General features: G+C 38.8%; 20 protein-coding genes. 9 read left to right on the top strand and 11 right to left on the bottom strand.

Annotated features, from left to right (window positions below; genetic code table 11):
• Window positions 1-28 precede the first annotated feature (28 nt).
• A complete protein-coding gene (locus K2F26_RS08365; protein ID WP_220611088.1) occupies window positions 29-1129 on the bottom strand; it encodes a PLP-dependent cysteine synthase family protein in 1101 nt (366 codons plus the stop codon).
• 407 nt (window positions 1130-1536) lie between these two features.
• On the opposite strand from K2F26_RS08365, the gene K2F26_RS08360 reads away from it, so the two are divergent.
• A complete protein-coding gene (locus K2F26_RS08360; protein ID WP_220611087.1) occupies window positions 1537-2097 on the top strand; it encodes a hypothetical protein in 561 nt (186 codons plus the stop codon).
• A 76-nt stretch (window positions 2098-2173) separates the two neighbouring features.
• Window positions 2174-2935: an energy-coupling factor ABC transporter ATP-binding protein gene (locus tag K2F26_RS08355; RefSeq protein ID WP_220611086.1), complete on the top strand. Its 762-nt coding sequence runs from the start codon at window positions 2174-2176 to the stop codon at window positions 2933-2935.
• Between the two features lie 62 nt (window positions 2936-2997).
• On the opposite strand, the gene K2F26_RS08350 is transcribed toward K2F26_RS08355, so the two are convergent.
• Window positions 2998-3768: a response regulator transcription factor gene (locus tag K2F26_RS08350; RefSeq protein WP_220611085.1), complete on the bottom strand. Its 771-nt coding sequence runs from the start codon at window positions 3766-3768 to the stop codon at window positions 2998-3000.
• Between the two features lie 503 nt (window positions 3769-4271).
• Here K2F26_RS08350 and K2F26_RS08345 point away from each other — a divergent pair.
• The 4 genes from K2F26_RS08345 (at window position 4272) to K2F26_RS08330 (ending at window position 7925) form a co-directional block, all read left to right on the top strand.
• On the top strand, window positions 4272-4526 hold the full coding sequence (locus K2F26_RS08345) for a DUF6761 family protein (RefSeq protein WP_096570112.1): 255 nt from the start codon (window positions 4272-4274) through the stop codon (window positions 4524-4526).
• A 275-nt stretch (window positions 4527-4801) separates the two neighbouring features.
• Window positions 4802-5998, top strand: coding sequence for a LeuA family protein (locus tag K2F26_RS08340; protein ID WP_220611084.1), 1197 nt, complete (start codon window positions 4802-4804; stop codon window positions 5996-5998).
• 44 nt (window positions 5999-6042) lie between these two features.
• Complete coding sequence (locus tag K2F26_RS08335; RefSeq protein ID WP_220611083.1) at window positions 6043-7020, top strand: DMT family transporter; 978 nt, start codon at window positions 6043-6045, stop codon at window positions 7018-7020.
• A 5-nt stretch (window positions 7021-7025) separates the two neighbouring features.
• Window positions 7026-7925, top strand: coding sequence for a DEAD/DEAH box helicase family protein (locus K2F26_RS08330; RefSeq protein WP_220611082.1), 900 nt, complete (start codon window positions 7026-7028; stop codon window positions 7923-7925).
• A gap of 64 nt (window positions 7926-7989) precedes the next feature.
• Here the strand turns inward: K2F26_RS08330 and grxD are convergent, their stop codons facing one another.
• The 3 genes from grxD to K2F26_RS08315 form a co-directional block, all read right to left on the bottom strand.
• The gene (gene grxD, locus K2F26_RS08325) at window positions 7990-8313 is read right to left on the bottom strand and encodes a Grx4 family monothiol glutaredoxin (RefSeq protein WP_220611081.1); all 324 of its coding nucleotides are present in this window, start codon (window positions 8311-8313) and stop codon (window positions 7990-7992) included.
• Between the two features lie 168 nt (window positions 8314-8481).
• The gene (locus K2F26_RS08320; RefSeq protein WP_220611080.1) at window positions 8482-8712 is read right to left on the bottom strand and encodes a BolA family protein; all 231 of its coding nucleotides are present in this window, start codon (window positions 8710-8712) and stop codon (window positions 8482-8484) included.
• 136 nt (window positions 8713-8848) lie between these two features.
• Window positions 8849-9403 carry a hypothetical protein gene (locus K2F26_RS08315; RefSeq protein ID WP_220611079.1) on the bottom strand — a complete coding sequence of 185 codons (555 nt, stop codon included), beginning with the start codon at window positions 9401-9403 and terminating at the stop codon, window positions 8849-8851.
• Window positions 9404-9572: 169 nt separating this feature from the next.
• Between K2F26_RS08315 and K2F26_RS08310 the strand changes: the two genes are divergently transcribed.
• Window positions 9573-11681, top strand: coding sequence for a S8 family serine peptidase (locus K2F26_RS08310; RefSeq protein ID WP_220611825.1), 2109 nt, complete (start codon window positions 9573-9575; stop codon window positions 11679-11681).
• A 112-nt stretch (window positions 11682-11793) separates the two neighbouring features.
• Here K2F26_RS08310 and K2F26_RS08305 read toward each other — a convergent pair whose 3' ends face one another.
• From K2F26_RS08305 to grxC, 3 genes are all read right to left on the bottom strand, one after another.
• A complete protein-coding gene (locus tag K2F26_RS08305) occupies window positions 11794-12564 on the bottom strand; it encodes a lysophospholipid acyltransferase family protein (RefSeq protein ID WP_220611078.1) in 771 nt (256 codons plus the stop codon).
• A 111-nt stretch (window positions 12565-12675) separates the two neighbouring features.
• On the bottom strand, window positions 12676-13140 hold the full coding sequence (gene tadA, locus K2F26_RS08300; RefSeq protein WP_220611077.1) for a tRNA adenosine(34) deaminase TadA: 465 nt from the start codon (window positions 13138-13140) through the stop codon (window positions 12676-12678).
• Between the two features lie 65 nt (window positions 13141-13205).
• Window positions 13206-13526, bottom strand: a complete 321-nt coding sequence (gene grxC, locus K2F26_RS08295; RefSeq protein ID WP_194055965.1) for a glutaredoxin 3 — start codon at window positions 13524-13526, stop codon at window positions 13206-13208.
• Window positions 13527-13909: 383 nt separating this feature from the next.
• Between grxC and glpX the strand changes: the two genes are divergently transcribed.
• Window positions 13910-14947 (top strand): class II fructose-bisphosphatase, encoded by a 1038-nt coding sequence (gene glpX, locus K2F26_RS08290; RefSeq protein ID WP_220611076.1) that lies wholly within the window; start codon window positions 13910-13912, stop codon window positions 14945-14947.
• A gap of 176 nt (window positions 14948-15123) precedes the next feature.
• A complete protein-coding gene (locus tag K2F26_RS08285) occupies window positions 15124-16410 on the top strand; it encodes a glutamyl-tRNA reductase (protein WP_220611075.1) in 1287 nt (428 codons plus the stop codon).
• 294 nt (window positions 16411-16704) lie between these two features.
• Here K2F26_RS08285 and K2F26_RS08280 read toward each other — a convergent pair whose 3' ends face one another.
• From K2F26_RS08280 to tuf, 3 genes are all read right to left on the bottom strand, one after another.
• Complete coding sequence (locus K2F26_RS08280; protein WP_220611074.1) at window positions 16705-17355, bottom strand: LON peptidase substrate-binding domain-containing protein; 651 nt, start codon at window positions 17353-17355, stop codon at window positions 16705-16707.
• Between the two features lie 265 nt (window positions 17356-17620).
• Entirely contained in the window at window positions 17621-17938 is a 318-nt protein-coding gene (gene rpsJ, locus K2F26_RS08275; protein ID WP_010998474.1) for a 30S ribosomal protein S10, read from the bottom strand.
• A 368-nt stretch (window positions 17939-18306) separates the two neighbouring features.
• Window positions 18307-19536, bottom strand: a complete 1230-nt coding sequence (gene tuf / locus K2F26_RS08270; RefSeq protein WP_220611073.1) for an elongation factor Tu — start codon at window positions 19534-19536, stop codon at window positions 18307-18309.
• Window position 19537 lies beyond the last annotated feature (1 nt).

Below are 19537 nucleotides of genomic sequence, written 5' to 3'. Positions count from 1 at the left end.
CTTTGCGTCTTTGCGTGAGAAAAAATATTTAACTTTTAAAACTAACCTGCGATTTAACAAGATCCAAAGGTACAGAATAAAGCTGAGAAATAGCTGTTACCAGATCGTCACTTTGTAAAATGTGAATATTTTGTGCAGTTAACCAATCAGTATTGTAAACTGTTTCTAGATAGCGATCGCCCCGATCAGGATTTAGCAACAACATAGTTTGCGGTTGAGAAAATCTTTGTGTATCAGCTAAAGCTGCGGCCACAATTGCCCCCGTAGAAGCCCCTAAAAGCATACCCTCATATTTAGCCAAAGCGTGACATACAGAAAAAGCCAAAGCATCATTGACGCTATAAGCAGCATCTAACACCTGGGGGTCAAAATTGGGGGGAACGAAGGATAAACCCAGTCCTGTCATCTTATAGGGGTGTCTGGGAGTACCAAAAATAGCTGATCCAGCCACATCAACACCAATAATTCTGGTTTGGGGATAATATTTTTTAAAGTAGCGACTAATACCCCCTAACTGTCCGGCTGTACTCACACCTATAACTATAGCATCAGGCGCACCTCCAAAAGCGTCAACAATTTCCCGTGCTGTCCAAAGTTCATGGGCATCAGTATTAACAGGATTTTTATGTTGACAGGGATACCAAGCACCAAGTATATTTGCAGCTAATTCCTGTGCTTTGGTCATTCTCGCTACCTGCATTGAACCTTGAGCATCGGCAGCATTTAAAGGTACTTCAACGAGTTCTGCACCATAAGCAGTAAGCATTCGCCGCATAGTTACAGGTGTTTTTGCATCAATAACAATCATCACGCGATAACCTTTAGTTGCACCGACAATAGCTAAACCAATACCAAAGTTACCAGAACTAGATTCAACAATTGTACCACCAGGACGCAGTAAACCTTGTTTTTCTGCTTCTTGAACCAGGTAAGCGGCGTTTTTTTCTTTAATACTTCCACCAGGATTACAAGATTCTAGTTTTAAATATAGATGATGATGTTGACAATGGGGATGGATTTTATTTAACCGCACAATGGGAACTTTACCCAATGCTTCGGTCACGTTTGCAAACAGCAAGGATGATGGTAAACTGTTTTTTAGGGTTGGGTTTTGAGAGTATGTAAGCATTTCAGGAGCTAAATACTGTTCATCTCTCAATATGTCAACCTTAGATGAAATGAAGATGAAATTTATAATTGATAATTGACAATTGATAATTGATAATGGGTAAGGGGTGATTTAATAAAAAACTGATGAAATTCGGAACTTCCCAAAAATCGCAACTTCCGAAAAACCGAACTTCTGAAAATCTGAACTTCCGAAAAACCGAACTTCTGAAAATCTGAACTTCTGAAAATCGAACTTTCCGAACTCTACACCTTCAAAAAATCGAATTTCTGAAAATCTGAACTTCTGAAAAATTGCGACTTATGAAAAATCGCAACTTCTGAAAATCTGAACTTCTGACTCCTGACTTCTGACTCCTGACTACTAAATGCTGTATAATAAAAAAGAAACACTATGAAAATCGAACAATGACAAGCAACCTACCCAACAACACAACCACTACCTTTCGTCTTTCTCCCCTGATTAGAATTACATTGTTAACATTATATATAGCGTTAACAGTTCCCCTACCATTTTTAGCAGAAGTGACAAAAGCACCCACACCACCGACATTATTATGGGTAGGAATTGTGATAGGTTTTGTGGGATTATATGCAGTATTAACCGAAAGAGTAACTGTAAATGATCAGGAAATAAAAGTTAGTTACCCTGTATGGGTTTCTTCCTTCTTTCGTAAAGGTTGGTCCCTATCTTGGTCCGATATTAAAAGTTTAAAACCCCGCAGCACCGGTCAAGGAGGTTTAGTTTATTATTTCCTCAGTCACGATGGAAAAGCATATTTATTACCTATGCGTGTTGCTGGTTTTAACCGTTTGGTGAATTTTGTCCAAGCAAAAACAGGTATTGATACTACCGATGTTCGTCCTTTATCCCAACCTTGGATGTATATGATTTTATTTTTTTGTACTATCTTATTATTATTAGTAGATGCTTGGACTATTAATACAGCATTAGTCATTGGTCATTAGTCATTAGTCATTAGTTAATTTTTCCCAATTACCCATTATCAATTATCAATTGTCAATTATCAATTATGAATCACCTATGCTCAAATTAGAGCAAGTTAATCTATTTACAAAACTCAAAAGTCAAGCTAGGAATAATTTACCAGGATATCCAATTTTACAGGATATTTCCTTTGAAGTTTTTAGTGGCGATCGCATCACAATTATCGGTCATTCCGGTGCTGGTAAAACTTCCCTCCTGCGACTCCTCAACCGCTTAACCGAACCCACCAGTGGTAAAATTTATCTGGAAAATCAGGAATATCACCAAATTCCCATCATCCAACTACGTCAACAAGTAACATTAGTACACCAAGAAACTAAACTTTTGGGGATGACAGTTGGGGAAGCTATAGCTTATCCTTTAATTTTGCGAAAGTGGCCAAAGCAGCAAATTCAGGAAAAAGTCAGTTATTGGAGAGAACAACTACAAATTCCTGAAAATTGGTTAGGACGTACCGAAGTACAGCTTTCAGCAGGTCAAAAACAATTAATTGCGATCGCCCGTGCTTTAGTCATCCAACCCCAAATTTTACTGCTAGATGAGCCTTTTTCCGCCCTAGACCCCGCACAAACTTCTCTTTTGTCAAACCTCCTCAACCAACCAGTTCAAGACCCTTACCAACCCTTTAAAACCGCGATATTGATGGTAAACAATCAACTTGACCTAGCTCAAGAATTTAGTAACCGTGTATTGCATCTCCAGCAAGGTCAAATTTTAGCGAACCTACCAACATCACAAGTCAACTGGGAAGAAGTAAAAACCAACTTGATAGAAGCACAAAATCAAGATGATTGGTAATGGGTAATGGGTAATGGGTAATGGGTAAGAATAAACTGTCACCTGTCACCTGTCACCTCATCCTAAGTGCTTTGAGTTGCAAGGGTAGAACGCGGATTGGTAAATCTCTCTTTCGTTAACTTAGGTTGTGCAAGTGGAACAGTAGCGTTTAAAATTTCCATGTTAAATCTGTAGCCAACATTACGAATGGTTTGGATTAAACTGGGTTGACGCGGATCAAGTTCCACCTTTTTCCGCAATGATAAAACGTGAGTATCAATAGTCCGGGGATTATCAATAGCATCTGGCCAAGCACGACGCAGTAACTCCGATCTACTCAAAGGTACTCCACCCGCCTGGGCTAAAACATAAAGTAAACTAAATTCCTGGGGTGTTAAATCAATAAATTCCCCTTGAAAACGGACTCGGCGCTGTACTAAATCAATTTGTAAACTGCCATAATCCAAGTAAGCTGGTGCGGTAGGTGTACGTTTACGGCGAATTAGTGCTTCTACACGCGCCAAAAATTCCTGCATTCCAAAAGGTTTGCTTAAATAATCATCTGCTCCCGCTTTTAAACCAGCGACAATATCCGCTTCATTATTGCGAGCAGATAACATGAGAATTAAAGGCTGATCCTGACGATTTAACCAACGGCAAAATTCGATACCGTCACCATCTGATAAATCCGCATCGAGAATAACCAAGGTTGGCTGATGGCTTAAAAACACTTCCCTTGCTTGATAAATACTGGCGGCTTGATGTACTCTGTATTCCAGTTGTTGCAAGTGCCAACCCAGCAACGACCTCAGATGGGGATTCCCCTCAACAATTTCAATACAAACCGATCCCACAGTTGCAAGACCCCTTAGCGTCGATGATTTTCAAATTAACAATCTCAGGCTCAAGGTTTTGTAGTTTTTGTTACTTCAGTTGATATTATCTTTACATTTGCTCAAAGAAAACCTTGCAAGAAATTTAGAAATTTAGATAAATTTAATTTTGGACGTGGTTATAAAGCTCCTGTTTATGCTTATGTCTAAGAATTAACCAAAATTTTGTTGGCTTGAGCATCCAACTGGAAATTTATAGTAAACTGGAAAAACAAACCTTAAAAATCTACCTATCGAGTGAGAGGATAAATTACCTAAATTACAAAGACAGTTTAGACAAAAATCCTACTATCAAATTTTGCCCAAATTTTGCCAATAGGATTTGTTCATGCTTCTAGCTACTGGGGGGTCTGACCCAACGTCTAAATATTAACTTTGGGTTAATACTAAAGAAGGAAGTCATACTTCTCTTTCAAGCGTGAATCATATACAATTCTCATTTTTTAGAGATTAACACGGCAGTTATGCTCCAAGACACACAAACCATTCGCTATTACCAAAAACTGACTGACGCCTTCGTCGAGTTATGGAATCGCGGTTATCGTATGGATGATATGCGGATGTATTTGGATGGATTTTTAGCCGCACTGCGACAAAGTAACGCCATCGAACCCTATCTGATTCACCGTTTAGAAGAAGAAGCAAATCGCTACTTGTACGATGGATCAAACTTTGCGATGGTACAACCAGAACCAGAGCGACAGCACGGGTATTACTAAACTAGCCTAAAGGGTTTTTAGTTACTTATCTGCATTATCGTCGATGATCATAGCATAATTTTTGCCTTGGTCAACTGTATCCGATGGTATGATATTTGTTGTCAATAGTTTACTTATTTTATTGAAAAAATTTATCCCCTTGGCATGATGAGGCTAAGGGGATTTTTGGCAGGAGATGGGAAGAAGGGGAGATGGGGAAGAAAAGATTTTTCCCAGTCACCAATCACCAATCACCAAATTTTTCTAAATTAATAGTATCTAAATCAATAGTAAACATGATTGAAATTCTAGACTCAACTCTCAGAGAAGGAGAACAAACGCCGGGGGTTTATTTTTCTCCTGCTAAAAAGTTAGCGATCGCTCAATTTTTAGACGAGATAGGAATTGATATTATTGAAGTTGGTAATCCAGCAGTAGATAGTGAAATTGCTTTAGCTATTCAACAAATTGTTAAGGCGGGATTAAAAGCTAAAATTGGCGCACATTCACTTTGTACAATAGATAATGTACAGAAAGCTTTAGATTGTGGAGTTGATTTTTTAGGAGTCTTTTTTAGTGTTTCTCAAAAAAGATTAGATCAAGATTATCAGATTTGTTTAACAGCAGCAATTGAAAAAATTACAGAAGTCATCACCTATGCCAAATCACAAAAACCGGATTTATTAATTAGATATACACCAGAGGATACAGTGCGATCGCCCATAGAAAATGTCATTGCCGCAGCTACCGCAGCAGTCAAGGCCGGAGCGAATATAATTAGTATCGCTGATACAACCGGTTATACTACACCCTTTCATCCCTATCGCAGTATTTATTTTTATGTAAAAACCCTCAAAGAAGAACTAGCAAATTTGGGTTTATCTCCCAAAATAGAAGTGCATTGTCATAATGATAAAGGGTTAGCTTTAGCTAATGCTTTAGATGCTTATAGAGCAGGGGCAGATATTATTGATGTAGCAGTAATGGGATTAGGAGAAAGAGCAGGAATAGTAGATTTAGCAGCATTACTAATTAATTTAATAGATATGGGAGAAGAAGAAAAGCATTGGCGACTTAAATATATCAAAGATTTATATGATTTTGTTAGTGAAAATTCTCATATTTTGATTCCTCCGCATCAACCGATAACGGGAAAAAATGCCTTCACTCATTATGCAGGTGTTCATGTTAAAGCAGTAGCCAAAGATGAGAGTTTATATCAAAGTTTGAACCCAGAAATATTAGGGATCAAAAGTAATGTGGCTTTAGGTATGCAGTCAGGATGTGCTGCTGTAGAAATGGCATTGAAACAAATAGGTAGAGAAGATTTGGTTAAAAATAAAGATTTTGTATTGAAGATTCTCCAAGAAATTAAAGAAATTGCTAAAAGAGGTACACCAATTGATATAGAAAAAGAATTGCCATTAATTATAGATCGCTGCTATGCTAACATTCTTCCTATTACGAATGATATGAGTATTTTTGCTGTTTAATTGATTAAATTTTCATCCTGAGCGCAATGTTACACTTTTTGCCAATGATATTGAATGAATTGAAATCTGTAAATTTAAAAAAATATCTGCCTGATATTCCTGCATCTAACTTCAACTTTTTATCCTTATTTATTGCCTTAATTGCACTTTCATTTGCAGCAATTTTTATCAAATTGAGTGAACAAGAAATAGGACCAATTGCAACTATTTTCAATCGTCTGTGGATAGCGGCAATTGTTCTGGGTGCTTGGAACTGGATGAATAGATATGTTATGCAATCTTCTTCTCAGGATCATGAAAATAGACTACCAGAAAAAATGGAGGTGGTATTACTAATACTCGTAGGAATTTGCGGAACTGCTTCTGTGGTTTTTTGGGCATTATCTTTAACTCAAACCAGTGTGGCAAATTCCACATTAATGCGAAATTTATCTCCTATTTTTACCTGTTTACAAGGATGGTTATTTTTCCAGCAAAAGTTTAATATTCAGTTTCTAGTTGGTATGATATTTGCATTGATGGGAGCTTCCTTAATTGGAATTGGTGATTTTCAAATTGGTATAGAAAATTTAATTGGTGATGGCTTGGGTTTAATGGCTGCAATTTTTTATGCACTCAATTTGTTGATTTTAGAACATTTGCGATCTAAATTTTCAGCAGCAACGCTGCTGTGTTGGCGATGTGCTATTGGTGCATTGATTCTTATTCCCTGTGTTTGGTTGACAGAAGATAGATTTTTCCCCCAGTCTTTACATGGTTGGTTGATCATTGTAGCCTTGGCTATTATTTGTCAATGTTTTGGACAGTGTGTTTTAGTTCATCAACTCAAGCAGTTTTCTTCTAGTTTCATTGCTGTTTTCTTATTACTTGAGCCAACTTTCACAGCGATTTTTGCTAATTTTATTTTCTCAGAAACTTTAAGCACTTTAAACTTACTAGCATTTGCCATAGTTTTGATGGGAATATTTCTTGCCAAAACTTCCCCCAAATTTGAAAAACCTATATTACAAAAAGCAGAATAACAATCATGCAGTTAAATCAAGAAGAACCGATTTCTGTAGAACTAATTCCTGGAATTGGAATTGGTTTTTCCCCATCTCAGGGTTGGCGATCATTAGTTGATTATCCCTTGTTAATTTTAGTGGGATTAACTGGTGTGGGTAAAAGTACAGTTAGTACCAATTTATTTGATTTAGGACTAGACTTGACTTTGCTTCCTAATCGTCGTGTTTTAACTGATCAGTTTATCATTCCTACGATTATGAAAATGGAAGAAGTAAATGAACTGAAATCATCCTGTCGTGTAGCACGCTTTTATTATACTCATCGTTATAAACAAATATTTCCCGCAGGAATGGTTCATGTTTTGAGTCAATTACAAATTCATCCTTCGCAGGTGCGCTTGCCGATGATATTTGATGGGTTGCGAGGAAAAGATGAGGTAAACTACGCGCTAAAAATTCTGCCCAAGGCTAAATTTGTGTTATTAGAAGCACCTGAATATGTGCGATTACAAAGACTTTTAATTCGCAATGATTCATTTGATAAAGTTGCTAAATCTATTCAGATTAGTCATGATTATGGAGTCAACAATAACAGTAATTTTGCCGATTTAGGAATACCAGAAGCCGCAGATTTATTTTCACCGGCAGAAACAGCAGCAATTTTGGCTCAAGTACAACAGGGACTATATTCGTTTTCTACTTTACGCGATCGCCTAATAATTATGATTGAAGAACGAAGAAACTATGATCCTTTAACCACAAAAGCCGCCTTGGAAAAATTAGCTCCTGAAAGAAATTTGGTGATAGATACAACTGACTTTTCCCCTGAGCAGATAGCTAAAAAAATCATACATTTTTTGAGTTGTATGGGCGTAGATATAGCAAATAATTCATTATTGACTAATTCTAAAATCTGTTTATAAAAAGCTCTTGAAAATGGTATTTTTTTCATCTTCAAGAGCAATCTAAACAGAATTAATCTTATGTTTAAGAAGCGAGTGCTACTTCCACAGTTTCCTGCAATTCACCTTTTTGATACAATTCATACAAAATATCAGAACCGCCGATAAATTCACCATTAATGTAAATTTGGGGAATTGTAGGCCAGTTAGAATATTCTTTAATACCTTGACGCACTTCAAAATCAGAAAGCACATCAAAAGTCTCAAAGGGAACACCCAAGGTGTTGAGAATCTGTACAGCATTGTTAGAGAAACCACATTGGGGCATTAATTTAGTTCCCTTCATGAAAACCATAATTTTGTTTTGTTTAATCAAATTCTCAATTTTTTCTTTGAGTTCTGGTGTCATTGTTTTTCACTTCCTTTTTGCTGAGATTCAAAATTCAAGGGTTGATTCAATTTTAGATTTAGATTCAGATGTAGAGGTGTAGGAGGAAAATTAATTCTGACTCCTGACTCCTGACTCCTGACTCCTGACTCCTGACTTCTCAGAAAATTAATTTGTTGCTTGTGAAGTTCAGGGAGTAGATGTTTTTAAAGCTAAGGCATGAATCGCTTCAGTTGACATAGCTTGTTTCAGCGCACCATAAACCATCTGGTGTTGTTGTACCAGTCCTTTACCTGCAAACTGCGGTGAAACTACAGTCACCTGATAGTGATCACCACCACCTGTTAAGTCTTGCACCTGAACTTGTGCATCTGGCAGTTCTGCCTTAATCATTTCCTCAACCTGCTGTGGAGTAATCATCCCAATTCCTGAAAAAACTTACTTCTATATTATTATCAGGGAATAGGTGACAGGTGACAGGTGACAGGTGACAGTTAAGAGGCAGGGGAGCAGGGGAAGTTAATAACACAATCAACTATCAACTATCAACTATCAACTATTTTCTGGGATAAGCGGTATCAACAAAACCTAATTCAAACAGTTGTTGATAGGCTTTTTTACCTAATTCCCGTGTGGGGTTTTGACTCTTAATAATTTGAATCAATAATGGTACTGCTAATTCAGGTTGATTTAAAGCTCGATGGACTAGTGCTAATTGATAGGTTGCTTCGTCCCGTTTTTGGGCAGTTTCCAGGGCTTTTTTGCGTTGAGAATCAGATACTCTGATGTCAATACCAGAAAAACTGGCATTTAAATCTTGGTATAAATTAGATAACTGGTTATAAACTTGGCGTGCTTCTTGGAGTTTTTTAGCGGCTAGGGTGTAGTTTTGACCGGAAACAGCTTGTTCTGCTTCTTTCATCAGGCGATCGCCACCTGCCATACTCAATAAGCTATTATTTTGGCTGGTAGGACTCAGGGTGTTAGGTTGATTACCATCTATAGGTTGGGCTTGGTTATTAGATGCAGGTAACTGTATTATCTGAGCCTGCACAGGTGATAGCAGACCAAGGACTGCTAGAAGTGATAAAGAAGTAGCAGCAAAGTTCATGGGGTCAAATACTGTAACAAGTCTATAAAAAAATTATGGAAACTTCGGGTATCTTAACTCGGTTTGTGCTTGAGATACAGCAAAATTAGATCACAACTTTCTCTGATGTAGACTGGACATCAGTTGAATAGAGTTCCTGTAACCTGCATATTCAGTCAAGTATTCCATGATGAGCGATCGCCTTAATTCCTCTAATTCTCAAACTACAGGTGTACCCACAAGCAGCCAAGGAGTTGTTTTACAACGTGGTGGAGAAGAATTGATTTTAGAAAAAGTTTGGGAACGCTTTACCATCCGTCCGACAGCCAAACTTTCTCCTGAACAATTATCTCAGGTTTCTTGGGGCATTTGGCGGCGCACTATCCCCAGAGCAAAATTAGAAGTATTCACCGTCGAACCTACCCAGTTAGACGCGGCCATGTCCCAAGCACGGGCTGATGAAAAGGTGGCTTTTGCTAGTCATGTTTACAAGTTTAAAGATAATCCAGGTACTTATGTTTATTTAAGTGACCAAATCACAATTCAATTTGCTACTTGGGTAGATTCTGCCAAGATTAATACTATAGCAGCCACATTTAGCTTAATTGAAAATCAATCAGTTCCAGGGCTACCTAATACATTTGTCTTTCTTGTTAGCAAACAAGCCACAGAAAATCCCATCAAAATCACCAACCAATTGCAAGCACTTCCAGAAGTTTTAGCTGCCGAACCAAATATTTTTATTCAACAAGAACCACATTATAAACCTAGTGATTCTCTTTATCCTCAGCAATGGTATCTTAACCACAATAGCGGTAATCAATTAGGAATTGGTTCTCATATTTCTGTAGAACAAGCTTGGGATATTACTCGCGGTGTGCGTTCTGTGGTGGTTGCAGTTGTGGATGATTCTTTTGATTTAAATCATCCAGATTTTCAAGGTGTGGGTAAAGTTGTTGCTCCTAGAGATTTGAAAGAAAATGATTTTTTACCTTTACCTGGAGAAAAAGAAACCAGTCACGGTACTGCTTGTGCAGGAATAGCTGTAGCCGAAGAAAATGGTCAAGGAATTGTTGGTGTTGCTCCTGGTTGTGCTTTAATGCCAATTCGCACCACGGGATATTTAGATGATGAATCTATTGAAGATATATTTAATTGGGCAATTAATCACGGTGCTAGTGTAATTTCTTGTAGTTGGGGAGCTTCTGCTGTTTATTTTCCTTTATCTTTGCGTCAAAAGGCAGCTATTACCCGCGCTGCTACTCAAGGAAGAAATGGTAAAGGATGTATAATTATTTTTGCTGCTGGTAATGCTAATCGTCCCATTGATGGCACTATCAATGAGCAAAATTGGCCAAAGAATATTTTACAAGGTAAAACAGCTTGGTTAAGTGGTTTTGCAGTTCATCCAGATGTAATTGCGGTTTCTGCGTCTACGAGTTTAAATAAAAAAGCAGCTTATAGTAATTGGGGTGAAAATATTTCTGTTTGCGCTCCTAGTAATAATGCTCCTCCAGGAATGTGGTTTCAAGAAACCGGTTTTGTTTACACACAACCAACCATCAATACTTCTCTTCTTGGTTTGGGAATGTTTACTACAGATCAACTCGGAGCAGCAGGTTATAACCCAGGAAATTTTACTAATAATTTTGGTGGTACTTCTAGCGCAACTCCTGTAGTTGCTGGAATAGCAGCTTTAATTTTATCAGTTAATCCTGATCTAACGGCTCAACAAGTTAACCGGATTTTACAAGAAACCACTGATAAAATTGTTGATCCAGAACCTGATCCACAATTAGGTTTGCGGGGTGGAACTTATGATAGTAATGGTCATTGTATTTGGTTTGGTTATGGTAAAGTGAATGCTGCTAAAGCTGTACGTGCAGCGCAACAGTTGAGTAAAGTGACATCAAGTGTTAACAAACAACTAAAAGGTGAGAATAAAAATATAGTGGCAATTCCTGATCATGATCAAAGGGGAATCAGGAGTATAATTACTATGAATGAAAATGTCACTGTTGCAGATATTCAATTAACGGTGAATATTACTCATGAATTTTTAGGAGATTTAGAAATTTATTTAATTTCTCCTAATAATCAACAATTTTTATTACAAAGTCGGACATTGGCAAGACAAACTCAGTTAGAAAGGACTTATAGTGTGCGATCGCATCCTGTCCTTAAACAATTACTTTCCATCTCTGCTAGGGGAAATTGGCAATTACAAGTTATTGATAATTCCCCTCAAGATGTGGGTAAATTGAATAGTTGGGAATTAATCATAGGATATGCGTCATAAATTGACAATTGACAATTGTAGCAACCAAGGTTTATAACCTGCCATTTCAAGGAGAAAAAGCAAAAAATTCCGCTTTTTCAATCCTCTGCCTTCGGACTACTGACTTCTGCCTCTAAGAATTGGGCATTTCTGCAAAAGCATGAGACGTTATTTCTGATTCTTGATGGCTTAACTGTTGTAATCTATTTGTTAAATCTGCTGTCAAATATTTAGCATTTTGTTTTAAACAACCTTGAATATAATCTTTGACTTGTATGGGTTGACCAATTTGAATATTTACATCTGTTCCCCAATTGGGATAGGGTTGACTATAGTTAATCCCTACAGGAATAATTTTTATTTCTAACCCTGGATGAAGATGTTCTGCATTTAAAGCTAAACGTGCCACACCTGATTTTAAGGGGTAAACTTTACCATCTCTAAAAATGTCACCTTCGGGATAAATAACTAACATTTCCCCTTGTACTATTAAATCTACTGTATGACGCAAGGTGGCGATCGCTGGTTTTTGAGTATCTACCGGAAAACCCCCCATCCGCAGCACTAACCAGCCTTGTATTCCTTGACACTCGTTCATTGTCACCATAAATCGCATATCTCGACCGCTAACATAACGACCTGTAGCATAAGGTAACAGCAAGGAATCCCAACGGGAACGGTGGGTAGGTGCAAGAATTACAGGTCCAGTTGTGGGAATGTTTTCTTGCCCGGAAATATCAATATTACCAAAAAACATCGGTATAACTACGTTATGTCCCAAACAATAGGCCAGGGAAGTTAACCAAGGGGAAAACCTTGATCTACTAAAAATCACCTTAGAAGTTTCAGAGATATTTGTTAGTTGAGAGGGGGACTTGGTAGACGCAGAGTAAAATTCCTTCATAACGGTGGCTGAAATTTAGCTGGTAAAATGTGGCGCAAACTTGATTATGTCCACCGTAAATTTTCTTGAGTAATTTTTGTTTTCCTATCTGGACAGTTTAACCTCTGTCTGTTATTTATGCTTATGTCTTTTTGCTGCAAACCAGGACTGTAATTGTTGACGACAAGCTGATTCTAGAATACCTCCTACTACTTGTAAACGGTGATTGGATGCGGGGCTTGAGGGTATGTTAATAACAGTACGTACCGAACCAGTTTTGGTATCGTCCACACCATAGACAATTGTCGCCAAACGTGCATGGACTATAGCACCTGCACACATTGGACATGGTTCTAATGTGACATACAGGGTGCATTGATCTAAACGCCAACTTTGTAAAGTTTGTGCGGCTGACCGAATAGCGATAATTTCTGCATGGGCGGTAGGGTCTTTGTCTCGTTCTTTTCTATTTTCCCCCGTGGCAATTAAATTACCTGCTGCATCAACAATCACCGCACCTACAGGAACTTCCCCCGCTTCACCAGCTGTCTGTGCTAGTTCTAAAGCGTGATTCATCCATTTTTGGTGATTGGACATTGGGCATTGGGTTATTAATCTCCCCCTAGTTCCCCTACTTCCCCTACTTTCTTCACTGTCACCTGTCACCTGTCACCTGTCACCTCAAATAACAACGGATCGAGTTGACCTTTTGTATCTAGTGCATACAGATCATCACAACCGCCAATATGCTGATTATTAATAAATATTTGCGGTACGCTACGGCGACCGTTGGCGCGTTCTGCCATTTTTGATCTCGCTTCTTCGTTACCGTCTATTTTGTATTCGGTAAATTTCACACCTTTCCAAGATAACAGCATTTTGGCACGGATACAATAGGGGCAGGTCTGCCATGTATATATTTCTACGTTGGCTTTAATGCGTTCTGGATGTCGATCTAAAAGGGAGTTAATAAAGTCCAGCATAGTTTTAATAGTTTTATCTGTGGAGAATTTTGCGATTAATATTTAGCTGAGATCATTAGACCTCTTGTGGTATTGGATGTAAAGACGTTGTATACAACGTCTCTACAGGGGTTTCAAACCACGCACAGTTAATTACCACCTGATATCTACTTATCCAATTATACCTTTGTCTGTATTCTTTGCAGATTTTGTGATCAGGCAATTTTTAACTCTTACCTGATGAATACAAAATTACTGTTATTTTCTAGCATTTTGACCACTGGGGATAATTAATAGCAGTAAAACTTAACTTTGTTCTATATGTATCCTTACTTTGGTAGACTTAAAGACTGAAATGGCTAGATAAAAACGACGCTAAGATCAGCAATCAAGAGGGGAGTCCTGTGGAAAATACAATTGGTTTAGAGATTATTGAGGTTGTCGAGCAAGCAGCGATCGCCTCTGCAAAGTGGATGGGTAAGGGTGAAAAGAATACTGCTGACCAGGTAGCAGTGGAAGCTATGCGCGAACGCATGAATAAAATCTATATGCGCGGTCGCATTGTGATCGGTGAAGGTGAACGTGATGACGCTCCCATGCTTTACATCGGTGAAGAAGTAGGTATTTGTGCTAATCCCGAAGCTAAAGCACAATGCAACCCTGATGAATTAATTGAAATTGATATCGCTGTTGACCCCTGCGAAGGTACTAACTTGGTAGCTTACGGACAACCCGGTTCAATGGCCGTTTTGGCAATTTCTGAAAAAGGTGGTCTGTTTGCTGCTCCTGATTTTTACATGAAGAAGTTGGCAGCACCCCCAGCAGCTAAGGGTAAAGTTGATATCAACAAGTCAGCTACCGAAAACTTGAAGATTCTTTCTGAGTGTTTAGGTCGCTCTATCGAAGAACTTGTAGTAGTTGTGATGAAGCGCGAACGCCACAACGATTTAATCAAAGAAATCCGCGAAGCTGGCGCAAGAGTACAATTAATTTCTGATGGTGACGTAGGTGCAGCTTTATCTTGTGGTTTTGCTGGTACTAATATTCACGCGCTGATGGGTATTGGTGCTGCTCCTGAAGGTGTAATTTCTGCTGCGGCTATGCGTGCTTTAGGCGGTCACTTCCAAGGTCAGTTAATCTATGATCCTGAAGTCGTGAAAACCGGTTTGATCGGTGAAAGCAAACAATCTAATTTAGATCGTCTAGCTTCTATGGGTATCACTGACCCAGATAAGGTTTATGATGCTCATGAATTGGCATCTGGTGAAACTGTTCTCTTCGCTGCTTGTGGTATCACTTCTGGTAATTTGATGCAAGGTGTACGTTTCTTCCACGGTGGTGCTAGAACTCAAAGTTTGGTTATTTCTAGCCAGTCTAAGACTGCTCGCTTTGTAGATACCATTCATATGTTTGAACAACCCAAAGTTGTCCAACTCCACTAATTTTTGGTGATTGGGGACTGGTGATTGGGGACTGGTGACTGGTGACTGGTGACTGGGTATAAGTATTTGCCTTTTGCCTTTTGCCTTCTTTTCCCTGTTCCCTGTTCCCTATTCCCTATTCCCTATTCCCTCTCTCCATTACAAAATTATCCATTTAAGAATTTAAGAAATAAAAGATGAATATTGCAGTGGTGGGGTTAAGCCATAAAACAGCCCCAGTAGAAGTAAGAGAAAAACTAAGTATTCCTGAACCGCAAACCGAAGGTGCGATCGCTCATCTCCTCAGCTATCCTCATATTGATGAAGTCGCTATTCTTAGCACCTGTAACCGTCTGGAAATTTACATTGTTAGCAGTGAAATTACTTACGGTATTCAAGAAGTTACTCAGTTTCTGGCAGAACACAGCAAATTACCTATCATATCTTTGCGTCAACATTTATTTACTTTGATGCACTCTGACGCTGTGACTCATGTGATGCGAGTTGCTGCGGGTTTGGATAGTTTGGTTCTTGGTGAAGGTCAAATTCTGGCTCAGGTGAAAAATACTCACAAACTGGGACAACAATTTAATGGTATAAAAACAATTTTAAATCGCTTATTTAAACAAGCTATCACCGCAGGTAAACGAGTCCGTACAGAAACCAGTATTGGTACTGGTGCAGTTTCTATTAGTTCCGCTGCTGTGGAATTAGCGCAAATTAAGGTAGAAAATTTAGCTCCCTATCGGATCGCTATTCTCGGTGCGGGGAAAATGTCTCGGTTACTTGTACAACACCTAATTTCTAAAGGTGCAACTCGAATTGCTATTGTGAACCGTTCCCGTGAACGTGCGGAAGAATTAGCAAAGCAGTTCCCAGAAGTACCTATTAAAATACATCTGTTACCAGAAATGATATCAGTGGTTTCACATAGTGAAATTGTATTTACTAGCACTTCTTCAACGGAGCCAATTTTGGATCGTGCTAAGTTAGAAATGGTTTTAGATCCTAACCACTCGTTGATGTTATTTGATATTTCTGTACCCCGTAACGTTGATGCAGATCTAAACGATTTGCCAAATGTTCAGGCGTTTAATGTGGATGATTTAAAGGCGGTTGTAGCGCAAAATTACGAAAGTCGTCGGAAAATGGCGCAGGAAGCCGAAAAAATCCTAGATGAAGAGGTGGCAGATTTTGATGTGTGGTGGCGGAGTTTAGAAACTGTCTCTACTATCAGTTCTTTGCGGAATAAAGTTGAAAACATCCGCGAGCAAGAATTACAAAAAGCATTATCTCGCTTAGGGTCAGAATTTGGTGAAAAACACCAAGAAGTGATTGAAGCTCTCACACGAGGAATAGTAAATAAAATTTTACATGATCCAATGGTACAACTACGGGCGCAACAAGATGTTGAAACCAGACGTAATTGTATGCGAACTCTGCAAATGTTATTTAATTTAGATGCAGAAGAGCAGTTTAGTTAAGGAAGGAGTCAGGAGTTATTTATTTTGGATTTTGGATTTTGGATTTTGGATTTTGGATTGTTTTTGTGAACTCCAATCTAAAATCTAAAATCTAAAATCTAAAATTTTCTTCCCCAGTCACCAGTCACCAATCACCAATCACCTGTCACATTTAAAGTCTGTTCATACCGCCACCCACTAAAGTTTATATCCTGATCTTAATGGCTGTAGCTATAAATTGGGGATAAGAAAAAATCCAAAATCCAAAATCCAAAATCCAAAATCCAAAATAAATAACTTCTGCCTCCTGCCTCCTCAACCCATATTATTAAATGTGTCTTTAAGAACAGAACGTGCTGCCAGATGATTGCGAGTAGAAGTCAAAATTTCTGCTTCTCTTTGTAAACGAGCGGATGTGTCTTGTAGTTCCAACAATGCTTGTTGTTCAGGAGCGACACCATAAAGATTACTAGCTACCCAGTAAGATAACTCAGTAGGTAAATCAGGTAAATCTTCTGGTAATTCGATATCTTTTTCGGTTAACTTAGCGGAAAGCCTGACAACATCCGTGAGTAGTTGTTCTACTTCAGTGGCTAAAGGGCGAAGATCCTGAGATGGTGGTTGGTCTTCAATCCATTCTACCAAACCTACACGGTAAGGCTTTTCCCGTACATACTCTAAAACCCGAAATCTTTGCTGTCCCAAAGTTAACATTTCCATGCGATCATCTGGTAATCGCTGACAATGGATAATTTCAGCACAGCAACCGACGTTAGCGATAGTCCCTTTGATCGGATCGACCATTAAAACCCCAAACCTGCGATCGCCTGCCAAAATCGTGTTCATCATGATTCGGTAGCGAAATTCAAATATATGTAAAGGTAATGGTCTAGTGGGAAACAGCACCACCTCAGGTAACGGGAACAGAGGTAGTTCACGGACGGCAATTTTTGAAGAAGATGTCATTGTTAGGTGGGTATCAAGTTTATTCTTATTTATTCTGAAAATATATTTTTTTACTGTCGCCGTACTTTGTTTATATTTTATCATTTGTTTTATAGCTATTGAAAAACCCTAAGAAAATTTCTCTTAGGGCTAGGTTAATATTCATACCTAAAAATATTCCATGTAAATTTTCAGTTATCAGAGGGAAAAGGCAACAGGCAAAAGGAAAAAAAAGATTAATATTGATCTCTCTTCCCTATTCCCTATTCCCTATTTCCTGTTCTAATTAAAGTTTAACTTCGATATCTACACCAGATGGTAAATCCAACTTCATCAGCGCATCAATAGTTTTAGAAGAAGGCTGGTAAATATCAATAATCCGACGATGGGTGCGGGTTTCAAAATGCTCGCGGGAATCTTTATCTACGTGAGGTGAGCGCAGCACGCAATATATCTTCCGTTTTGTGGGTAAAGGAATCGGTCCGATAGCTGTAGCGTTAGTACGGTTAGCTGTATCTACAATCTTCTCGCAAGATGTATCCAATAAACGTCGGTCAAAAGCCTGTAAGCGAATTCTAATCTTTTGCTGCTGTAAAGTTGCCATCTTTAGTTTTCCAGGTTCTGTGAATTTTAGATTTTAGGTTTTAGATTTGTAAGTATTCAGCTATCAGTAATCAGTAATCAGTAATCAGCTATTCTCTAGAGAGAGACTGAATTAATAAGGATGCTCCTGTTTTGTCAAATGACACCAGTGTTAATAAGAGCAACTTAAAGCCTATTATTGATGGGTTTTTTCTTTCTTGCTGACTGCTGACTGCTGACTGCTGACTGCTTACTTAGATTTTAGATTTTAGATTTTAGACACAAATTAAGAATCAAAAATTTAAAATCTAAAAATTGGTAAAGGGAAGATAAAAGAGCAGAGACATACTTTCCCAATCTCTGCTCCTTGGTTACAAAGACAAAAAGGTACTATTTGAGGATTTTAGAAACGACACCAGCACCAATAGTGCGGCCACCTTCACGAATAGCGAAGCGCATACCTTGTTCAATCGCAACGGGGTTGATCAGTTCAACTGTCATTTTGATGCGATCGCCTGGCATAACCATTTCTACTGCGCCGCCATCATCAGCTGTGTAGCTTTTGATAGTGCCAGTTACATCTGTTGTCCGTACATAGAACTGAGGACGATAACCAGCGAAGAAGGGAGTTTTGCGACCACCTTCTTTTTCGGTCAATACGTAAACTTCACCTTCAAATTCAGTATGAGGGGTGATAGAACCGGGTTTGGCGATTACCATACCACGTTCTATATCTTCTTTTTTCAAACCACGCAGCAATACACCGGCGTTGTCCCCTGCCATACCTTCATCAAGACTCTTCTTGAACATCTCAATACCGGTGACAGTGGTGCTACGAGTATCTCTCAAACCAATTAATTCAACTGTGTCGTTAACCTTGACTTTACCACGTTCAATCCGACCAGTAGCAACAGTACCACGACCTGTAATGGTGAATACGTCTTCAACTGCCATCAAGAAAGGCTTGTCAATATCGCGCTCTGGATCAGGAATATAAGAATCTACAGCATCCATTAGAGCATAGATTTTATCTACCCAAGGATTTTCTCCCTTTGCAGTTTTGGGGGACTTAACCATTGCTTCCAGAGCTTGCAGACCAGAACCTCTAACGATGGGGATATTATCACCATCAAAACCGTATTCGGTCAATAGTTCGCGCAGTTCTAGTTCTACCAATTCCAGAAGTTCTTCGTCTTCCATCATGTCTTCTTTGTTGAGGAAGACTACCAGTTTAGGAACACCTACCTGACGTGCTAACAGGATGTGTTCACGAGTTTGGGGCATAGGACCATCAGTAGCCGCTACCACAAGAATAGCGCCATCCATTTGTGCCGCACCTGTGATCATGTTTTTCACATAGTCAGCGTGTCCAGGACAGTCTACGTGAGCATAGTGGCGACTTTCCGTTTCATACTCAACGTGAGCAGTGTTGATTGTAATACCCCGTGCTTTTTCTTCGGGTGCGTTATCAATTTGATCGTAAGCTTTAGCTTCTGCGTTACCCAAAGCAGCCAAGGTCATGGTGATAGCTGCTGTTAAAGTAGTTTTACCGTGGTCAACGTGGCCAATAGTACCGATGTTAACGTGGGTCTTAGTCCGTTCAAACTTTGCGCGTGCCATG

Source organism: Sphaerospermopsis torques-reginae ITEP-024, assembly GCF_019598945.1.
Taxonomy (GTDB): Bacteria; Cyanobacteriota; Cyanobacteriia; order Cyanobacteriales; family Nostocaceae; genus Sphaerospermopsis.
This window is presented reverse-complemented; position numbering and strand designations above follow the sequence as displayed.